This window comes from Streptomyces sp. NPDC058157 (genome assembly GCF_042884105.1).
In the GTDB taxonomy this organism is placed as follows: domain Bacteria; phylum Actinomycetota; class Actinomycetes; order Streptomycetales; family Streptomycetaceae; genus Streptomyces.
This window is the reverse complement of the sequence record NZ_JBHVUQ010000061.1, coordinates 1-15,785: the sequence shown is the minus strand read 5'-3', so window position 1 is coordinate 15,785 and position 15,785 is coordinate 1. Positions and strand designations below refer to the sequence as shown.

Here is a 15,785-nt window from a genome sequence, read left to right as displayed (position 1 = left end):
CTGAGCAGTACCCGGCACGGCCCGTGGCATCGACGCCCGGCGCGCATCCTCATCGCGCGCCGGGCGTCGTCGTGTCCGGGCCGCGCCGCCGCATGTCCGGCCCGATTTCCAGGGTCCTATGTCCTGGAAGGCGGGTATTCGGCCCCTTTTTCGTCCCAGGACCCGGGCGGTCGGCTGGCCGACCGCCCGGAGCCGGTTAGGCTCTAGTCGGCGAGGCCGTCCCAGGCCCCACGCCACCGCACACCCAGCGTCACATCCCAGAAGGAGATGCTCGTGCCGTCCATCGACGTCGTCGTAGCCCGGGAAATCCTGGACTCCCGAGGCAACCCCACGGTCGAGGTCGAGGTGGGCCTCGACGACGGCAGCACCGGCCGTGCTGCAGTTCCGTCCGGTGCCTCCACCGGAGCGTTCGAAGCCGTAGAGCTCCGCGACGGTGACCCCAACCGCTACCTGGGCAAGGGCGTCGAGAAGGCCGTCCTGGCCGTCATCGAGCAGCTCGGCCCGGAGCTCGTCGGCTACGACGCCACCGAGCAGCGCCTGATCGACCAGGCGATGATCGACCTGGACGCCACCGAGAACAAGGGCTCCCTCGGCGCCAACGCCATCCTCGGCGTCTCCCTCGCCGTCGCGCACGCCGCGTCCGAGGCCTCGGACCTCCCGCTGTTCCGCTACCTCGGCGGCCCGAACGCGCACCTGCTGCCCGTTCCGATGATGAACATCCTCAACGGCGGTTCGCACGCGGACTCCAACGTCGACATCCAGGAGTTCATGATCGCGCCGATCGGCGCGGAGTCCTTCTCCGAGGCCCTCCGCTGGGGTGCCGAGGTCTACCACACCCTCAAGAAGGTCCTGCACACCAAGGGCCTCTCCACCGGCCTGGGCGACGAGGGCGGCTTCGCCCCGAACCTGGAGTCCAACCGCGCCGCGCTCGACCTCATCATCGAGGCCATCAAGCAGGCCGGCTACGTCCCGGGCAAGGACATCGCGCTCGCGCTCGACGTCGCCGCGTCCGAGTTCTACAAGGACGGCAAGTACGAGTTCGAGGGCCAGTCCCGCTCGGCCGCCGAGATGACCGAGTACTACGAGGAGCTCGTCTCCGCGTACCCGCTCGTCTCCATCGAGGACCCGCTGTTCGAGGACGACTGGGCCGGCTGGAAGACCGTCACCGACCGCCTGGGCTCCAAGGTCCAGATCGTCGGCGACGACCTCTTCGTCACCAACCCCGAGCGCCTCGCCCGCGGCATCGAGGAGGGCTCCGCGAACGCCCTGCTCGTCAAGGTCAACCAGATCGGCTCGCTGACCGAGACCCTGGACGCTGTCGAGATGGCCCAGCGCAACGGCTTCAAGTGCATGATGTCCCACCGCTCCGGCGAGACCGAGGACGTCACCATCGCCGACCTCGCCGTCGCGGTGAACTGCGGCCAGATCAAGACCGGCGCCCCGGCCCGCTCGGACCGCGTCGCCAAGTACAACCAGCTGCTGCGCATCGAGGAGATCCTCGACGACGCCGCGGTGTACGCCGGGCGCAGCGCCTTCCCGCGCTTCAAGGGCTGAGTCCTCGCCTAGCCTCCCTACGTCCCCGCACTCGGTCCCGTACCGTGTGCGGGGACGTATTGCGTAGCGCGCGCACAAAGGGGAGGCGGATCAATGGCCGGGAACCGGGATCGGTTCTCCACCTTCTCCACGGCGACCAGGCTCCGGCAGCTCGGCGAGCGGACCGCGGCCCACGTCTACCGCTCGCAGTCCCGCCGGGTCGTGCGCCGCAGCCGGCTCACCGGCCGGGCGGCATTGCTGGTGCTCGTCCTCTGTACGCTGGTCGTCGCCCTCGCCTACCCGATGCGCCAGTACGTGTCCCAGCGCTCGGAGATCGCCGACCAGCAGCGGGCCGCCGCCACCGCGCGCAAGCGCCTGGAGCAGCTCCGCGACGAGAAGGCGCGCTGGCAGGACCCCGCCTACGCGGAGCAGCAGGCGCGCAGGCACCTGCACTTCGTGCGCCCGGGGGAGATCGGCTACATCATGACCGACCCCGGGGCCGCGGCCGCGGAGCACCGCCGCGGCGGCCAGAGCGGATCCGACCGCCCCTGGTACTCCAACGTCTGGGACGGCGTCGACAAGGCCGACCGCCCCGGCGACTGACCCACCCGTTGGCCCACCCATCACGACCGTCACGTACGGGCGACCGCAACGACCGCCCCGTACGACCGAACGAAGAGACTTCCTCCAGGCATGCAGACGCCCCCGCCCCAGACCGACCGGACCGAGCCGACCGCCGCCGACATCGAGGCGTTCGAGCAGCAGCTCGGCCGCCCCCCGCGCGGGCTGCGCGCCATCGCGCACCGCTGCCCCTGCGGCCAGCCGGACGTCGTCGAGACCGCCCCGCGCCTCCCCGACGGCACCCCCTTCCCCACGCTGTACTACCTCACCTGCCCGCGCGCGGCCTCCGCGATCGGCACGCTCGAGGCCAACGGCGTGATGAAGGAGATGCAGGCCCGGCTCGCCGAGGACCCGGAGCTCGCCGCCGCCTACCAGAAGGCGCACGAGGACTACATCCGGCGGCGCGACGCCATCGAGGTGCTCCAGGGCTTCCCGAGCGCCGGCGGCATGCCGGACCGGGTCAAGTGCCTGCACGTGCTGGTCGGCCACTCCCTCGCCGCCGGCCCCGGGGTGAACCCGTTCGGCGACGAGGCCCTGGCGATGCTGCCGGAGTGGTGGGCCAAGGGCGCCTGCGTCACCCCGTGCGGGGAGAAGAAGTGCGGGGAGAAGAAGGAAGAGGAGTCCGCATGACCCGGGTCGCCGGCATCGACTGCGGTACGAACTCCATCCGCCTCCTGGTCGCCGACTGCGACCCGGCCACCGGGGAGCTGGTCGAGCTCGACCGCCGGATGACCATCGTCCGGCTCGGCCAGGGCGTGGACAAGACCGGCCGGCTGGCCCCCGAGGCGCTCCAGCGCACCTTCGCGGCCTGCCGCGAGTACGCCGGCGTGATCAAGGAGCTGGGCGCCGAGCGGGTCCGCTTCGTGGCCACCTCGGCCTCGCGCGACGCGGAGAACCGCGAGGACTTCGTACGGGGCGTCCTGGACATCCTGGGCGTGGAGCCCGAGGTGATCTCCGGGGAGCAGGAGGCTGAGTTCTCCTTCACCGGCGCCACCAAGGAGCTCACCGGCGACACGGCGCTGGAGCGGCCCTTCCTGGTGGTGGACATCGGCGGCGGCTCGACCGAGTTCGTCGTCGGCGAGCAGCACGTGCGGGCGGCCCGTTCGGTCGACGTGGGCTGCGTCCGGATGACCGAGCGCCACCTGGTGGTGGACGGCGAGGTCACCGACCCGCCGAGCGAGGCGCAGATCGCCGCCATGCGCGCCGACATCGAGGCGGCCCTGGACCTGGCCGCCGAGAGCGTCCCGCTGGAGGAGGCCCGCACCCTGGTGGGCCTGGCGGGCTCGGTGACCACGGTCGCCGCGATCGCCCTGGAGCTGCCGGAGTACCGCTCCGAGCGCATCCACCACTCCCGGATCTCCTACGAGCAGGTCCGCGAGATCAGCGGGCGCATGCTGACCGCCACCCACGCCGAGCGTTCGGCGATCCCCGTGATGCACCCGGGTCGGGTCGACGTGATCGGCGCGGGCGCCCTGGTCCTGCTCGCGATCATGGAGCGTACCGGTGCCACCGAGGTCGTGGTCTCCGAGCACGACATCCTGGACGGCATCGCCTGGTCCGTGGCCTGAGCGGTCCGCCGCCGAGGGTGTACGAGGGGGCGTCCGGATCCGGACGCCCCCTCGAGCCGTTCGAGGGCGTTCCTGCGGCGCCCGTCGTGCGGGGCTGTGGCGCGCGAATATCGCGTTCCACCCGATGAGTGGCTGGTGGGGCGGGGGAGGACGCCCGGGGTGGGAGCTGTGCGTGGGCAGTGCGAGGGCAGTGCGGGGCTCCCGGGAGGCCGAAAAGGCCCTCCCGCGAACCAAGTTCGTGAAGTTCTTCACAAGGAAAAAGCGCCCCTCGGGTCAACAAGAGGGTCGTTCGAGGGGTTCTTGAGGGTCGCAGGGCCGTTTCAGCACCTGTTTGTGCGATGCGCGGGCGCTACGGGTTTCGTATCAGAGGTAAGGACGAAACCCGGTGGTCCAGTCCGGTTGGAGGCCTGGAGGCCAGTTCAGGGCGGGTGAACAACGAATCCCGTTACCCTCTGGTTCCCGTTGCGCGCCATGATCTGGGTCACGCGGGGCGCGCAGTGTAGCAGAGGTGTTCCAGCTCCTTGTGAAGGGGCTCACGAGCATCACCCCTTGGGGTGCTGGATACTCATCTCATGAGCACCACGGAGCGTCCCAGGATCCTCGTTGTAGGAGGTGGGTACGTAGGCCTGTACGCAGCCAAGCGCATCATGAAGAAGATGCGCTACGGCGAGGCGACCGTCACGGTCGTCGACCCGCGCTCGTACATGACCTACCAGCCCTTCCTCCCCGAAGTGGCCGCAGGCAGCATCTCGCCTCGGCACGTCGTCGTCCCGCTGCGACGCGTGCTGCCCAAGGCTGAGGTTCTCACCGGCCGGGTCACCACCATCGACCAGGACCGCAAGGTCGCCGTCGTCACGCCGCTGGTCGGCGAGGCGTACGAGCTGCCCTTCGACTACCTGGTGATCGCGCTCGGCGCCGTCTCGCGCACCTTCCCGATCCCCGGCCTGGCCGAACAGGGCATCGGCATGAAGGGCGTCGAAGAGGGCATCGGCCTGCGCAACCACGTCCTCGAGCAGCTCGACAAGGCCGAGTCCACGACGGACGAGAACGTCCGCCGCAAGGCCCTCACCTTCGTCTTCGTCGGCGGCGGCTTCGCCGGCGCCGAGACGATCGGCGAGGTCGAGGACATGGCCCGCGACGCCGCGAAGTACTACACCACGATCAAGCGCGAGGACATGCGCTTCGTCCTGGTCGACGCGGCCGACAAGATCCTCCCCGAGGTCGGGCCCAAGCTCGGCACCTGGGGCAAGGAGCACCTCGAGTCCCGCGGCATCGAGATCTACCTCAACACCTCCATGGACTCCTGCGTGGACGGCCACGTGGTGCTGAAGAACGGCCTCGAGGTCGACTCCAACACCATCGTGTGGACCGCGGGCGTCAAGCCGAACCCGGCGCTGGCCCGCTACGGCCTGCCGCTCGGCCCGCGCGGCCACGTGGACACCGCCCCGACCCTCCAGGTCCAGGGCACCGACTACATCTGGGCCGCCGGCGACAACGCCCAGGTCCCGGACGTCGCCGCCCGCAAGGCCGGCGTCGAGAACGCCTGGTGCCCGCCGAACGCCCAGCACGCGCTGCGCCAGGCCAAGGTCCTCGGCGACAACGTGGTCTCCGGCATGCGGGGCTTCCCGCAGAAGGAGTACGCGCACTCCAACAAGGGTGCGGTGGCGGGCCTCGGCCTCCACAAGGGCGTGGCGATGATCGTCATGGGCAAGATGAAGATCAAGCTCAAGGGCCGTCTCGCCTGGTACATGCACCGTGGCTACCACGGCATGGCCATGCCCACCTGGAACCGCAAGATCCGCGTCTTCGCGGACTGGACCCTCGGCATGTTCCTCAAGCGTGAGGTCGTCGCCCTCGGCGCCCTCGAGACCCCGCGCGAGGAGTTCTACGAGGCCGCCAAGCCGGCGCCGGCCCCGGCCGCCGCCGCTGCCCCGGCCGAGAAGGCCAAGGCCTGACCCCGGCCCTGACGCCGGTGTCCTGAGCACGACCCCGAAGGGGCCGCCCGCCATCCGTGGTGCGGGCGGCCCCTTCGGCGTACCCCGGGGCGGGGCGAGGACCCCCGCGCAGGCTCCGGCGCACGGCACGGTCAAGGTGCGCTCAAGGTGCGGTCCAGGTGTGATTCGGCGGAGAATGCCGCTCGTCCGGAGTGGGTAGCCGGTTGGTCTGAACACCTTGGAGGTGCCTCGATGACCGACGCCGCGCCGCGGCTGGCAGCCCTTGCCGAAACCCTGCTGGGCGCCCCCCTGCCCGTCCGCATCCGCGCCTGGGACGGCAGCGAGGCCGGCCCCGCCGCCGGACCCGCCCTGGTGCTCAACAACCGGCGCGCCCTGCGCCACATGCTGTGGAAGCCCGGCGAACTGGGCCTGGCCCGCGCCTGGGTGGCGGGCGACCTGACCGTCGACGGCGACCTCTTCGAGACGCTGGACAAGGTGGCGGGCCTGGTCTGGGAGCGCGAGCACCCCGCCGCACCCGTTTCCGCCCGCCGCCCCCGGGGCGGCCTGGCCAAGCTCGCCGCGCTGCGCCCGCACCTGCCCGCGCGCGCCTCGGGCGCCGCCGGCACGGCCGCCCTGCTGCGCGACCCGGCGACCCGCGCCGCCGTACGGGAGCTCGTGGCCCTGGCCCGCCCGTGGACCCGGCCCGCCCCGCCGCCGGAGGAGGCCGTCCGCCAGGGCGGGATCATCCACTCCAAGAGCCGCGACCGGCACGCCATCAGCCACCACTACGACGTCGGCAACGAGTTCTACGAGTACGTGCTCGGCCCCTCGATGGTGTACTCCTGCGCCTATTGGACCGAGGGCGGCACCCTGGAGGAGGCCCAGCGCGACAAGCTGGACCTGGTCTGCCGCAAGCTGGCCCTGAAGCCCGGCCAGCGGCTCCTGGAGGTCGGCTGCGGCTGGGGCTCGATGGCCCTGCACGCCGCGCGCGAGTACGGGGTGCAGGTCACCGGGGTCACCCTCTCCACCGAGCAGGCCGCCTACGCGCGCAAGCGGATCGCCGACGAGGGCCTGACCGACCGGATCGAGATCCGCGTCCAGGACTACCGGGACGTCAAGGACGGCCCGTACGACGCGATTTCCTCGATCGGCATGGCCGAGCACGTCGGCTCCGTGCGCTACCGCGAGTACGCCGGGATCCTGCACGGGCTGCTGGCGCCGGGCGGCCGCCTGCTCAACCACCAGATCGGCCGGCCCCCGGAGCCCGACGAGGCCGCGTACGAGATAGACGAGTTCATAGACGCCTACGTCTTCCCCGACGGCGAGCTCTCCCCGGTCGGCTCCACCGTCGGCGAGCTGGAGAAGGCCGGCTTCGAGGTCCGCGACGTGGAGGCGCTGCGCGAGCACTACGCGCTGACCCTGCGGGCCTGGGTGGCCCGGCTGGAGGACCACTGGGACGAGGCCGTACGGCTCACCTCGCCCGGCCGCGCCCGGGTCTGGCTGCTGTACATGGCGGCCTCGGCGCTGGGCTTCGAGCACGCCCGCCTGGGGGTCAACCAGATCCTGGCCGTGAAGCCGGGTGGCGGCGGCACCTCGGGGATGCCGCTGCGCGCCCGGGTCTGGGGCGGCGCGTAGCCCCGTACGCCGCGAAGACGCGCGTGGGCCCCGGGGCAGGTCGCCCCGGGGCCCTCGCGCGTTCCCGTTCCCGCCCGCGGCTACTCGGTCTTGATGGCGGTCAGCATGTTCAGCCGGGCGGCGCTGCGGGCCGGCCACATGGCGGCCAGGACACCGACGACGGCGGCCAGCAGGAGGAAGACGCCGAGCCGGCCGTAGGGCAGGACCAGCTCGTAGTTCGGCACCGACTTGGTGAGGGTGGAGCCCACGGCCCAGGCCAGGAAGAGGCCGATGCCCATGCCGAGGACCGCGCCGAACAGCGAGATCACCACGGACTCCAGGCGGATCATGTTCTTGACCCGGGCGCGGTCGAGGCCGATCGCCCGCAGCATGCCGATCTCCTGGGTCCGCTCGAAGACGGACATCGCCAGGGTGTTGACCACGCCGAGCACCGAGATGATCAGCGCCATGCCGAGCAGCCCGTACATGATGTTCAGCATCGTGTTGATGATGCCGCCCATCTCGTTGCGCATGTCCTGCTGGGTGGCGACGGTCATCGCCGGGTTCTTGCCGAGGGCGTCGATGACGGCCTGCTGCCCGGCCTTGGAGTCGCCGGCGGTGGCGTTGACGTAGACCTCGCGGACGTACTGCTGGTCGGTGTGCGCGCTCAGGACCTTGTTGTCCATCACGTACGGGGACAGCAGGCCCTCCAGGTCCTTGTAGACGGCGCCGATCTTCAGGGAGCCCTGCTGCCCGTCCTCGAACCGGACCTGGAGGGTGGAGCCGGCGGTGAGGTTCTGCTTCTTCGCGGTGCTCTCGGCGACGGCGACCTCGCCCTTGCCGAGGGAGGCCAGGGAGCCGGAGGTGACGTCGATGTTGAGCAGCTCGCCGATGGTGGCCGGGTTGACGCCGGACACCGAGCGGAAGCTGTCGCCGACCTTGAAGTAGCCGTCGGCCTGCGGGGAGACGGCCTTGATGCCGGGGGCCTTGGCCAGGGTCTCGGCCACGGACTTGTCCAGGCCGCCGATGCCGCCGGCCATGGAGACCTTGTAGTCGGCCTTCAGCTTGTCGGTGCTCATCCGGTCGACCGCGGCGCCCATGGTGACGCCGAGGACGGACAGGGTGGTGACCAGGGTGAGGCCGATGGCCAGGGAGGCGGCCGTCACGGCGGTGCGGCGCGGGTTGCGCACGGCGTTCTGCGCGGCCAGCTTGCCGGGGACGCCGAAGACCTTCGCCAGGAGCGGGCGGACGGCGCCGATGACCGGCCGGGACAGCAGCGGCAGCAGGACGATCATGCCGATGAGCATCAGGCCGGCGCCGCCGCCGATGACCGTGCGGCCGTCGCCGCCCATGGACACGCCGAGGAAGACGACGCCGATGCCGGCGAGGCTGATGAGCGAGCCGAGGACGTTGCGGACGACCAGGGACTTCGCGGTGGCCGGGAGGTGGGCGCTGCCCATGGCGGCGACCGGGGCGATCCGGCCGGTGCGCCAGGCCGGCAGCAGGGCGGCGACGGTGGTGACGACGACGCCGATGAGCAGTGCGGCGACGACCGTGCCCGGGGCGACGACCAGGGGGCCGTCGGGGATCTTGGCGCCGATGGTGTCCATCAGGGAGCGCATGCCGACCGCCAGGCCGATGCCGGCGGCCAGGCCGATCGCGGCGGAGGTGGCGCCGATGACCAGGGCCTCGGCGAGCACGGAGCGCATCACCTGGCCGCGCTTGGCGCCGACGGCGCGCAGCAGGGCCAGTTCCTTGGTGCGCTGGGCGACCAGCATGGTGAAGGTGTTGTAGATCAGGAAGACGCCGACGAAGAGGGAGATGCCGGCGAAGGCGAGCAGCATGGTGCTGAAGCTGCTCATCTGCTTCTCGATGTCCTTGGCCTGCTGGGCGGCGAGTGCCTTGCCGGTCTGGGCCTTGGTGTGCTTGGCGTCGAGCAGCGGCTTGATGTCGGCGAGCAGCTGGTCGGCGGAGGTGCCGGCCTTGGCGGTGACGGCGAGCTCGTCGTAGAAGCCGGGCTGGAGGTAGAGCTCCTGGGCGACCTTGGTGTCGAACAGGACGAGGCTGCCGCCGGCGTTGACGGCGCCGTCCTCGGTGGTGAAGACGCCGGTGAGGGTGAACTCCTTGACCGGGCCGTTGGTGGCGACGCGGACCTTGTCGCCGGTCTTGTAGCCGCCCTTGGCCGCGGACTCCTTGTCGAGGGCGATCTGGTCGTCCTTGGCGGGGCCGGTGCCGTCGGTGAAGGTGTAGCGGGGGTCCTTGCCGTCCTTGACGGGGGCGTAGTTGGAGCCCTTGTTGGCCCAGCCGGAGCCGATCAGCTTGCCGTTCTCGTCGCCGACGCCGGCGAAGCCGGAGACCCGGCCGGAGACGGAGTCGACGCCCTTGACGGCCTTGACCTTGTCCAGGGTCTGCTGGCCGATGCCGGGCTCGCCCTCCTTCTGGCCGTCCTCGTTGCGGGAGGGACCCCACGAGGTGACGGAGACGGCTATGCCGTCGTAGCTCTTGGCGGACTGGCCCGAGAGGGCCTTGCTCATGGTGTCGGTGAAGACGAGGGTGCCGGAGACGAAGGCGACGCCGAGGGTGACGGCGAGGACCGTCATCAGCAGCCTGGCCTTGTGCGCGAGGACGTTGCGCAGGGCGGTACGGAACATGGGGATATCAGTCCTGGGCTGGAAGTCTGTTCGTGGCTTCGGTGATCAGTGACCGATCAGCTGGTGCGGCCCTTGGCGTCGAAGGCCTTCATCCGGTCGAGCACGCCGTCCGCGGTGGGGGCGTACATCTCGTCGACGATGCGGCCGTCGGCGAGGAAGATGACGCGGTCCGCGTAGGAGGCGGCGACCGCGTCGTGGGTGACCATCACGACGGTCTGGCCGAGCTCGCGCACCGAGTTGCGCAGGAAGCCGAGGACCTCGGCGCCGGAGCGGGAGTCGAGGTTTCCGGTGGGCTCGTCGCCGAAGATGATCTCGGGGCGGGCGGCCAGGGCGCGGGCCACGGCCACGCGCTGCTGCTGGCCGCCGGAGAGCTGCGTGGGGCGGTGGGAGAGGCGGCCGGAGAGGCCGACCATGTCCACGACGGTGTCCAGCCACTGCTTGTCGGCCTTGCGGCCGGCGATGTCCATGGGGAGGGTGATGTTCTCCAGGGCGGTCAGGGTCGGCAGCAGGTTGAAGGCCTGGAAGATGAAGCCGATCTTGTCGCGGCGCAGCTGGGTCAGCTGCTTGTCCTTGAGGCTGCCGAGCTCGGTGTCGCCGATGCGGACCGATCCGGCGGAGAAGGTGTCCAGACCGGCGACGCAGTGCATCAGCGTCGACTTGCCGGAGCCGGACGGGCCCATGATCGCGGTGAACTGGCCGCGGCCGAAGTCCACGGAGACGTTGTCCAGCGCGACCACCTGCGTCTCGCCCTGGCCGTACACCTTCGAGAGCTGCGTGGCGCGGGCGGCCACGGCCTGGGCGGTGTGCTGCGGGGCGTAGTTCATGGCGGTCACGGGGACTCCTGTCGAGCGGGTCTGCTGCGCGGTGGCGGGACCCTTCCATCCTCACCGCGGCCTTACCCCCGGGGGATCAGCCGAGGTGCCCGTTCGACGGTCCACTCGAGGCTGACCGGTGGAGCGGTCGTCTCCTCCTCTGGTATGACGGGAGCCCCGATGAGGGGTCCGTGCGGAGGGGTGGCCCGGGGTGGCGCGGGGCGGCGAAATCACGTCATTTGCGAGGCGGTGCGGAGCGTCTGCCTCAGCGCTGCCGACCGTGACTTATCGGTCCTGACGCCCACTCAATCGCCAATAAAATCAGACAACATCGGATAGAGGCGCCCCTGCCGGGCGGGGTGTTCCGGATAGGCTCACCGCAGCGTTCAAGGCTTTTACCACGGGGCCCGCTGCGCCCTGCCCGGATGGTGGAATGCAGACACGGCGAGCTTAAACCTCGCTGGCCCTCGGGCCGTGCCGGTTCAAGTCCGGCTCCGGGCACTTCCGCGCCTCCGCCACGGCCCCGCACACCGTTCCCGGGGCCCCTTCCTTTATCTCCGGCGATCCGCCGCGTCTTCTCCTAAGATCCTCCTCCAGCAGTAGGGTGCTTTCTTTGCGAACGCATTACCCTTGACGCAAGGCCGCGCACGGTGGCCATGGAGGAGTGAGATGAGGAGCAGTAACCCGGTCTTCTCGCGACGGGGGTTCAGCCGCGACAACGGCGGCTACGCGGGCTTCGACGCGCAGTACGCGCAGGCCGGGACCGCGACCAACCCGTACGCGACGAATCCTTACGCCGTCGACCCGACCACGGGCATGCCGGCCGCGCCGGCCCGCGGCGCCGCCATGACCATCGACGACGTCGTGAGCCGTACGGCCATGACGCTCGGCACCCTGATCATCACCGCGGCCGTCGCCTGGATCGCCCTGCCGGTCGACCCGGCGAACCTCAACAAGTCGTACATGATCGCCGCCGGCGCGGGAATCGTCGCCTTCGTCCTGGCGATGGTCCAGAACTTCAAGCGCAAGCCGTCCCCGGGGATCATCCTGGCGTACGCGGCGTTCGAAGGCTTCTTCCTCGGCGTCATCTCCGCGGCGACCAGCTACTACCTCAGCCCCGGCGTGGTCATCCAGGCCGTGCTCGGCACGATGTGCGTCTTCGCCGCCGTGCTGGTGGCGTACAAGATGCGCTGGATCCGCGTCACGCGCCGGTTCACCGGCTTCGTGATGGCCGCGGCCCTCGGCTTCGTCCTGCTGATGCTGGCCAACGCGCTGTTCATGCTGTTCGGCGGCGGTGACGGCCTCGGCTTCCGCAGCGGCCCGCTCGGCATCGTCTTCGGCATCGTCGGCGTCGTCCTGGGCGCCTGCTTCCTCGCCCTGGACTTCAAGCAGGTCGAGGACGGGGTCAACTACGGCGCCCCGCGCGAGGAGGCCTGGCTGGCCGCCTTCGGCCTCACCATGACCCTGGTGTGGATCTACCTGGAGCTGCTGCGCCTGTTCCAGATCCTCTCCGGCGACGACTAGTCGTACCGGTAGCCGTCAGAGGCAGGGGGAAGGCCCCGCGAGCACCGCTCGCGGGGCCTTCCCGCATCTCGGGGGCGTACGGGACGGGGGGCCGGGGTTCAGCCGAACCGGCGGGCCGCTCTGCGCAGCCCGTACTCGTGGACGATCGCCTTCGCCTGGCCGTGCGACAGCTCGTGCGCGCCGAGCAGCCAGCTGACCTTCTCCTCGAACCGGAGGAGGGACGGGCCCTCGTCGACGGTCCTGAGCCAGTCGGAGATCTCACGACCGGTGGTCTGGGGGATTCTGTCGATCATGTTGCGGTGGGTCTGCTCGGAGAACTCAACGGACATGGGCGCCTCCGGGGGTATCGCCGTGCTGTTCTCTTCACTGCACCGTGCCGGAGAGTTCGCCCGTTGGCAATGGTGCGGTGGCGGCGCGTAAGGTCGGCCGGGTGCTCGATACCTCGCCCCTGACCGCCGCCGTGGAACGTTTCGCCGACCGGCTGCGGTCCGCCCCGCAGAGCCGGCTCCAGCGCGGAGCCGCCGCGGAGGCCCTGGAGCTGGCCCGTGAGCTGGCCGCGGCGGCGCAGCGGCTGGAGGACCCCTCGGGGGCGGCTCCGGCGCGCGTGATGCCCGACGAGGGCGTCTTCGTCGTCGGGGACCAGCTGGCGGTGGCCGGGCTGGACCTGGCCGAGGCGCTGCGCGCCGCCGCCGGCCCGGGGGCGGGCCCGGGCAGCGCGAAGGCCCCGTCCGAGGTGCTGGACGAGGCCGTGGCGCTGGTGGAGCGGGTGGAAGTCAGAGCGATGCGATGACGCGGTCCGCGAGGATGTAGACGTTGCTGTCCGGGTCCTCGCCGTCACCGCAGGAGAAGGTCAGCGCGTAGGCGCCGGAGATGCCCGAGCCGCCCAGCAGGACCGGGGCCGTGCCCGAACGCAGGGCCTCGGCCAGGCGCTCCGCCGTCTCCCGGTGGCCCGGGGTCATGCACAGCGTGGTGCCGTCCGTGAAGACGTACACGTCGAGCGTGCCCAGCGGGCCGGGACGGACGTCCGCGAGGGCCGTACGGGCCTCCGCGAGCTCCTCCAGGCGGCTGACCGTGCGCTCGTGGTCGGCGCCGGGGTGCGGCTGGACCGGCACGAAGTCGGGGTGGGAGGGGTGGCGCCGGCGGGCCGCGGCCAGCTCGGCCGAATCCTCCGGGTAATCGTCGGCGAGGTCGTCACCCAGGACGGGCTCCAGACCGACCAGGTCCGCCTGCCGGGGCAGGAAGACGGGGCCGTCCTCGCCCAGGCCCGGCAGCCCGCCCAGCAGGCTCGGGGCGTCGGCGGCGTCGCGGGCCTCCTGCGCGGCCCAGAAGGCCCGCGCCTCGGCCAGCTCGCGCTCGCGCTCCTCGGCGAGGGCGGCGGCCACGGCGGCTCGTATCTCGGCGGCGGGGGACTCGACGGCGCTGCGGGCGTGCGGGACGCTCGCGCCGCGGGCGTGGGCCGGCAGGGCGAGCTCATCGCGCAGGGCCGACACCTGCTTGCGCAGTCCGTGTACGGCGTGCAGCGCAGCAGCGCCCACGGCCGTGGCAGCGGCCGTGGTCAGCAGCAGGGCAAGAGACATGGCGCTCACTGACTAACTCCTGATTGATTCGATCCCCCGACTTCCTACATCAGCTTGTCCTGTGCTGGGAATGGCGTGCAGTGCATTACGTCATGAATTGGACAGGTCTTTCGTCCCCGCGGCCCCCGGGGGATGACGTCTGACCTGGGCAAATGCCGATCCCCCAGGACAAAGGTCACATCCTGGGGGAGATTCGGTCACAGGTCGGCCGCGACGGGATTAGACCTGATGTCAGTACACCGTATGGATCTAGAGGATCCCTTGCGGGAGCTGGGGGCCCGGCTGGAGCGGTACCGGACCCCTCACTCTGCGCGCTGTGGCCCGCGTCTCAGCTGAGGCGCTCGATCACCATGGCCATGCCCTGGCCGCCGCCGACGCACATGGTCTCCAGACCGAACTGCTTGTCGTGGAACTGGAGGCTGTTGATCAGCGTGCCGGTGATCCGCGCACCGGTCATCCCGAACGGGTGACCGACGGCGATGGCCCCGCCGTTGACGTTCAGCTTCTCCAGGGGGATCTCCAGGTCCCGGTAGGACGGGATGACCTGCGCGGCGAACGCCTCGTTGATCTCGAACAGGTCGATGTCGCCGACCGTCAGCCCGGCCCGCTTCAGCGCCTGCTTGGACGCCTCGACCGGACCCAGGCCCATGATCTCGGGCGACAGGGCGGTCACACCGGTCGACACGATCCGGGCCAGCGGGGTCAGGCCCAGCTCCGCCGCCTTGGTGTCGCTCATGATGACGAGCGCGGCGGCGCCGTCGTTCAGCGGGCAGCAGTTGCCGGCCGTGACCAGCCCGTCGGGACGGAAGACGGGCTTGAGGCCCTCCACGCCCTCCAGCGTGACGCCGGCGCGCGGGCCGTCGTCCTTGCTGACGACGGTGCCGTCCGGGGTGGTCACCGGGGTGATCTCGCGGGCCCAGAAGCCGTTCTTGATGGCTTCCTCGGCGAGGTTCTGCGAACGCACGCCGAACTCGTCCATGTCCCGGCGGGTCACGCCCTTGAGGCGGGCCAGGTTCTCGGCGGTCTGGCCCATCGAGATGTAGGCGTCCGGGATCAGCCCGTCCTCGCGCGGGTCGTGCCAGCCGCTGCCCTCGCTCTGCGCCACGGCGGCCGTACGGGCCTCGGCGTCGGCGAAGAGGGGGTTGTGCGTGCCGGGCATGCCGTCGGAGGAGCCGTTGACGAACCGCGACACCGTCTCGACGCCGGCCGAGATGAACACGTCGCCCTCGCCGGCCTTGATGGCGTGCAGCGCCATGCGGGAGGTCTGCAGGGAGGAGGAGCAGTAACGGGTGATCGTGGTGCCGGGCAGGTAGTCCATGCCCATCTGCACGGCGACGATACGGGCCAGGTTGTGGCCCTGCTCCCCGCCGGGCAGGCCGCAGCCGAGCATCAGGTCGTCGATCTGGCGCGGGTCCAGCTCGGGGACCTTGGCGAGGGCGGCCTGGATGATCGTGGCGGTCAGGTCGTCCGGCCGGACGTCCTTCAGCGACCCCTTGCCGGCGCGCCCGATGGGGGAGCGGGCGGTGGAAACGATGACGGCTTCGGGCATCGGGGCTCCAAGGGGTGTGCGCAGGGGTCTGCGTGCGTCGTTGCGGGACCGCAAGCGAAGTTACCGCCCCGTACGGTCGAGGTCACCGGGGCGGCGATGTGATGCCCGTCGCTCCGGGGCGGGCATGGGCCCCTCCACCGGCCCCGGATGACGAATCCGTCGTCCTTTGACTACTGCAGCGACCCCAGGCGGCTGGCAGACGCTGAGACGGGAGGAGCGCGTAGCGATCTGACGCGTGGGGACGGCCCCGGAGGGCATGCATGTCGGCCCGGATGGACGTCTGCCGACCCCCGGCCAGCCCGACTGGTCCCTGACTCGGCCGCATGTCCATCTCCGGACCGTCCCGTTCCTTTGGGGGTTTCCCGGAAGTCTTCGTTTTTCCGTGGCGGGACGGTCTGTCAA

Annotated in this window: 13 protein-coding genes and 1 tRNA gene; 9 read left to right on the top strand and 5 right to left on the bottom strand. The window is 70.8% G+C overall.

The window, feature by feature from the left end; all coding sequences use genetic code 11:
- The first annotated feature begins 267 nt into the window (after window positions 1-267).
- From eno to ACFVXK_RS17610, 6 genes are all read left to right on the top strand, one after another.
- Complete coding sequence (eno, locus tag ACFVXK_RS17635) at window positions 268-1,554, top strand: phosphopyruvate hydratase (protein ID WP_358894546.1); 1,287 nt, start codon at window positions 268-270, stop codon at window positions 1,552-1,554.
- A 93-nt stretch (window positions 1,555-1,647) separates the two neighbouring features.
- A complete protein-coding gene (locus ACFVXK_RS17630; protein WP_358894545.1) occupies window positions 1,648-2,136 on the top strand; it encodes a septum formation initiator family protein in 489 nt (162 codons plus the stop codon).
- Between the two features lie 90 nt (window positions 2,137-2,226).
- Window positions 2,227-2,784, top strand: a complete 558-nt coding sequence (locus tag ACFVXK_RS17625) for a DUF501 domain-containing protein (protein ID WP_389612620.1) — start codon at window positions 2,227-2,229, stop codon at window positions 2,782-2,784.
- Window positions 2,781-3,722, top strand: coding sequence for an exopolyphosphatase (locus ACFVXK_RS17620; protein ID WP_389612618.1), 942 nt, complete (start codon window positions 2,781-2,783; stop codon window positions 3,720-3,722). Before ACFVXK_RS17625 ends, ACFVXK_RS17620 begins: the two co-directional genes overlap by 4 nt.
- A 572-nt stretch (window positions 3,723-4,294) precedes the next feature.
- A complete protein-coding gene (locus ACFVXK_RS17615; protein WP_389612616.1) occupies window positions 4,295-5,677 on the top strand; it encodes an NAD(P)/FAD-dependent oxidoreductase in 1,383 nt (460 codons plus the stop codon).
- A gap of 231 nt (window positions 5,678-5,908) precedes the next feature.
- Window positions 5,909-7,291, top strand: a complete 1,383-nt coding sequence (locus ACFVXK_RS17610; RefSeq protein ID WP_389612614.1) for a class I SAM-dependent methyltransferase — start codon at window positions 5,909-5,911, stop codon at window positions 7,289-7,291.
- 80 nt (window positions 7,292-7,371) lie between these two features.
- Here ACFVXK_RS17610 and ACFVXK_RS17605 read toward each other — a convergent pair whose 3' ends face one another.
- Complete coding sequence (locus tag ACFVXK_RS17605) at window positions 7,372-9,921, bottom strand: ABC transporter permease (protein WP_389612613.1); 2,550 nt, start codon at window positions 9,919-9,921, stop codon at window positions 7,372-7,374.
- Between the two features lie 56 nt (window positions 9,922-9,977).
- Window positions 9,978-10,745, bottom strand: a complete 768-nt coding sequence (locus ACFVXK_RS17600) for an ABC transporter ATP-binding protein (RefSeq protein WP_389612665.1) — start codon at window positions 10,743-10,745, stop codon at window positions 9,978-9,980.
- A gap of 407 nt (window positions 10,746-11,152) precedes the next feature.
- Here ACFVXK_RS17600 and ACFVXK_RS17595 point away from each other — a divergent pair.
- Both ACFVXK_RS17595 and ACFVXK_RS17590 read left to right on the top strand, forming a co-directional pair.
- Window positions 11,153-11,234 (top strand) — tRNA-Leu (locus ACFVXK_RS17595).
- A gap of 168 nt (window positions 11,235-11,402) precedes the next feature.
- Window positions 11,403-12,257, top strand: coding sequence for a Bax inhibitor-1/YccA family protein (locus ACFVXK_RS17590; RefSeq protein ID WP_389612611.1), 855 nt, complete (start codon window positions 11,403-11,405; stop codon window positions 12,255-12,257).
- Window positions 12,258-12,355: 98 nt separating this feature from the next.
- On the opposite strand, the gene ACFVXK_RS17585 is transcribed toward ACFVXK_RS17590, so the two are convergent.
- Window positions 12,356-12,586, bottom strand: a complete 231-nt coding sequence (locus tag ACFVXK_RS17585) for a DUF4287 domain-containing protein (protein ID WP_365146204.1) — start codon at window positions 12,584-12,586, stop codon at window positions 12,356-12,358.
- A 101-nt stretch (window positions 12,587-12,687) separates the two neighbouring features.
- On the opposite strand from ACFVXK_RS17585, the gene ACFVXK_RS17580 reads away from it, so the two are divergent.
- Window positions 12,688-13,047 (top strand): hypothetical protein, encoded by a 360-nt coding sequence (locus ACFVXK_RS17580; protein ID WP_389612609.1) that lies wholly within the window; start codon window positions 12,688-12,690, stop codon window positions 13,045-13,047.
- Here ACFVXK_RS17580 and ACFVXK_RS17575 read toward each other — a convergent pair.
- Together ACFVXK_RS17575 and ACFVXK_RS17570 are read right to left on the bottom strand one after the other, a co-directional pair.
- Window positions 13,031-13,834: a hypothetical protein gene (locus ACFVXK_RS17575; RefSeq protein WP_389612663.1), complete on the bottom strand. Its 804-nt coding sequence runs from the start codon at window positions 13,832-13,834 to the stop codon at window positions 13,031-13,033. The genes ACFVXK_RS17580 and ACFVXK_RS17575 overlap by 17 nt on opposite strands.
- A 328-nt stretch (window positions 13,835-14,162) precedes the next feature.
- Window positions 14,163-15,383 carry an acetyl-CoA C-acetyltransferase gene (locus ACFVXK_RS17570; RefSeq protein ID WP_389612607.1) on the bottom strand — a complete coding sequence of 407 codons (1,221 nt, stop codon included), beginning with the start codon at window positions 15,381-15,383 and terminating at the stop codon, window positions 14,163-14,165.
- Window positions 15,384-15,785 lie beyond the last annotated feature (402 nt).

Excerpts from the sequence above, each read along its gene's own strand:
- ACFVXK_RS17570 (WP_389612607.1), bottom strand. The coding sequence starts at position 15,383 with ATGCCCGAAGCCGTCATCGTTTCCACCGCCCGCTCCCCCATCGGGCGC.
- eno (WP_358894546.1), top strand. The coding sequence starts at position 268 with ATGCTCGTGCCGTCCATCGACGTCGTCGTAGCCCGGGAAATCCTGGAC.
- ACFVXK_RS17575 (WP_389612663.1), bottom strand. The coding sequence starts at position 13,834 with ATGTCTCTTGCCCTGCTGCTGACCACGGCCGCTGCCACGGCCGTGGGC.
- ACFVXK_RS17600 (WP_389612665.1), bottom strand. The coding sequence starts at position 10,745 with ATGAACTACGCCCCGCAGCACACCGCCCAGGCCGTGGCCGCCCGCGCC.
- ACFVXK_RS17625 (WP_389612620.1), top strand. The coding sequence starts at position 2,227 with ATGCAGACGCCCCCGCCCCAGACCGACCGGACCGAGCCGACCGCCGCC.
- ACFVXK_RS17585 (WP_365146204.1), bottom strand. The coding sequence starts at position 12,586 with ATGTCCGTTGAGTTCTCCGAGCAGACCCACCGCAACATGATCGACAGA.
- ACFVXK_RS17615 (WP_389612616.1), top strand. The coding sequence starts at position 4,295 with ATGAGCACCACGGAGCGTCCCAGGATCCTCGTTGTAGGAGGTGGGTAC.
- ACFVXK_RS17610 (WP_389612614.1), top strand. The coding sequence starts at position 5,909 with ATGACCGACGCCGCGCCGCGGCTGGCAGCCCTTGCCGAAACCCTGCTG.
- ACFVXK_RS17620 (WP_389612618.1), top strand. The coding sequence starts at position 2,781 with ATGACCCGGGTCGCCGGCATCGACTGCGGTACGAACTCCATCCGCCTC.
- ACFVXK_RS17605 (WP_389612613.1), bottom strand. The coding sequence starts at position 9,921 with ATGTTCCGTACCGCCCTGCGCAACGTCCTCGCGCACAAGGCCAGGCTG.
- ACFVXK_RS17630 (WP_358894545.1), top strand. The coding sequence starts at position 1,648 with ATGGCCGGGAACCGGGATCGGTTCTCCACCTTCTCCACGGCGACCAGG.
- ACFVXK_RS17590 (WP_389612611.1), top strand. The coding sequence starts at position 11,403 with ATGAGGAGCAGTAACCCGGTCTTCTCGCGACGGGGGTTCAGCCGCGAC.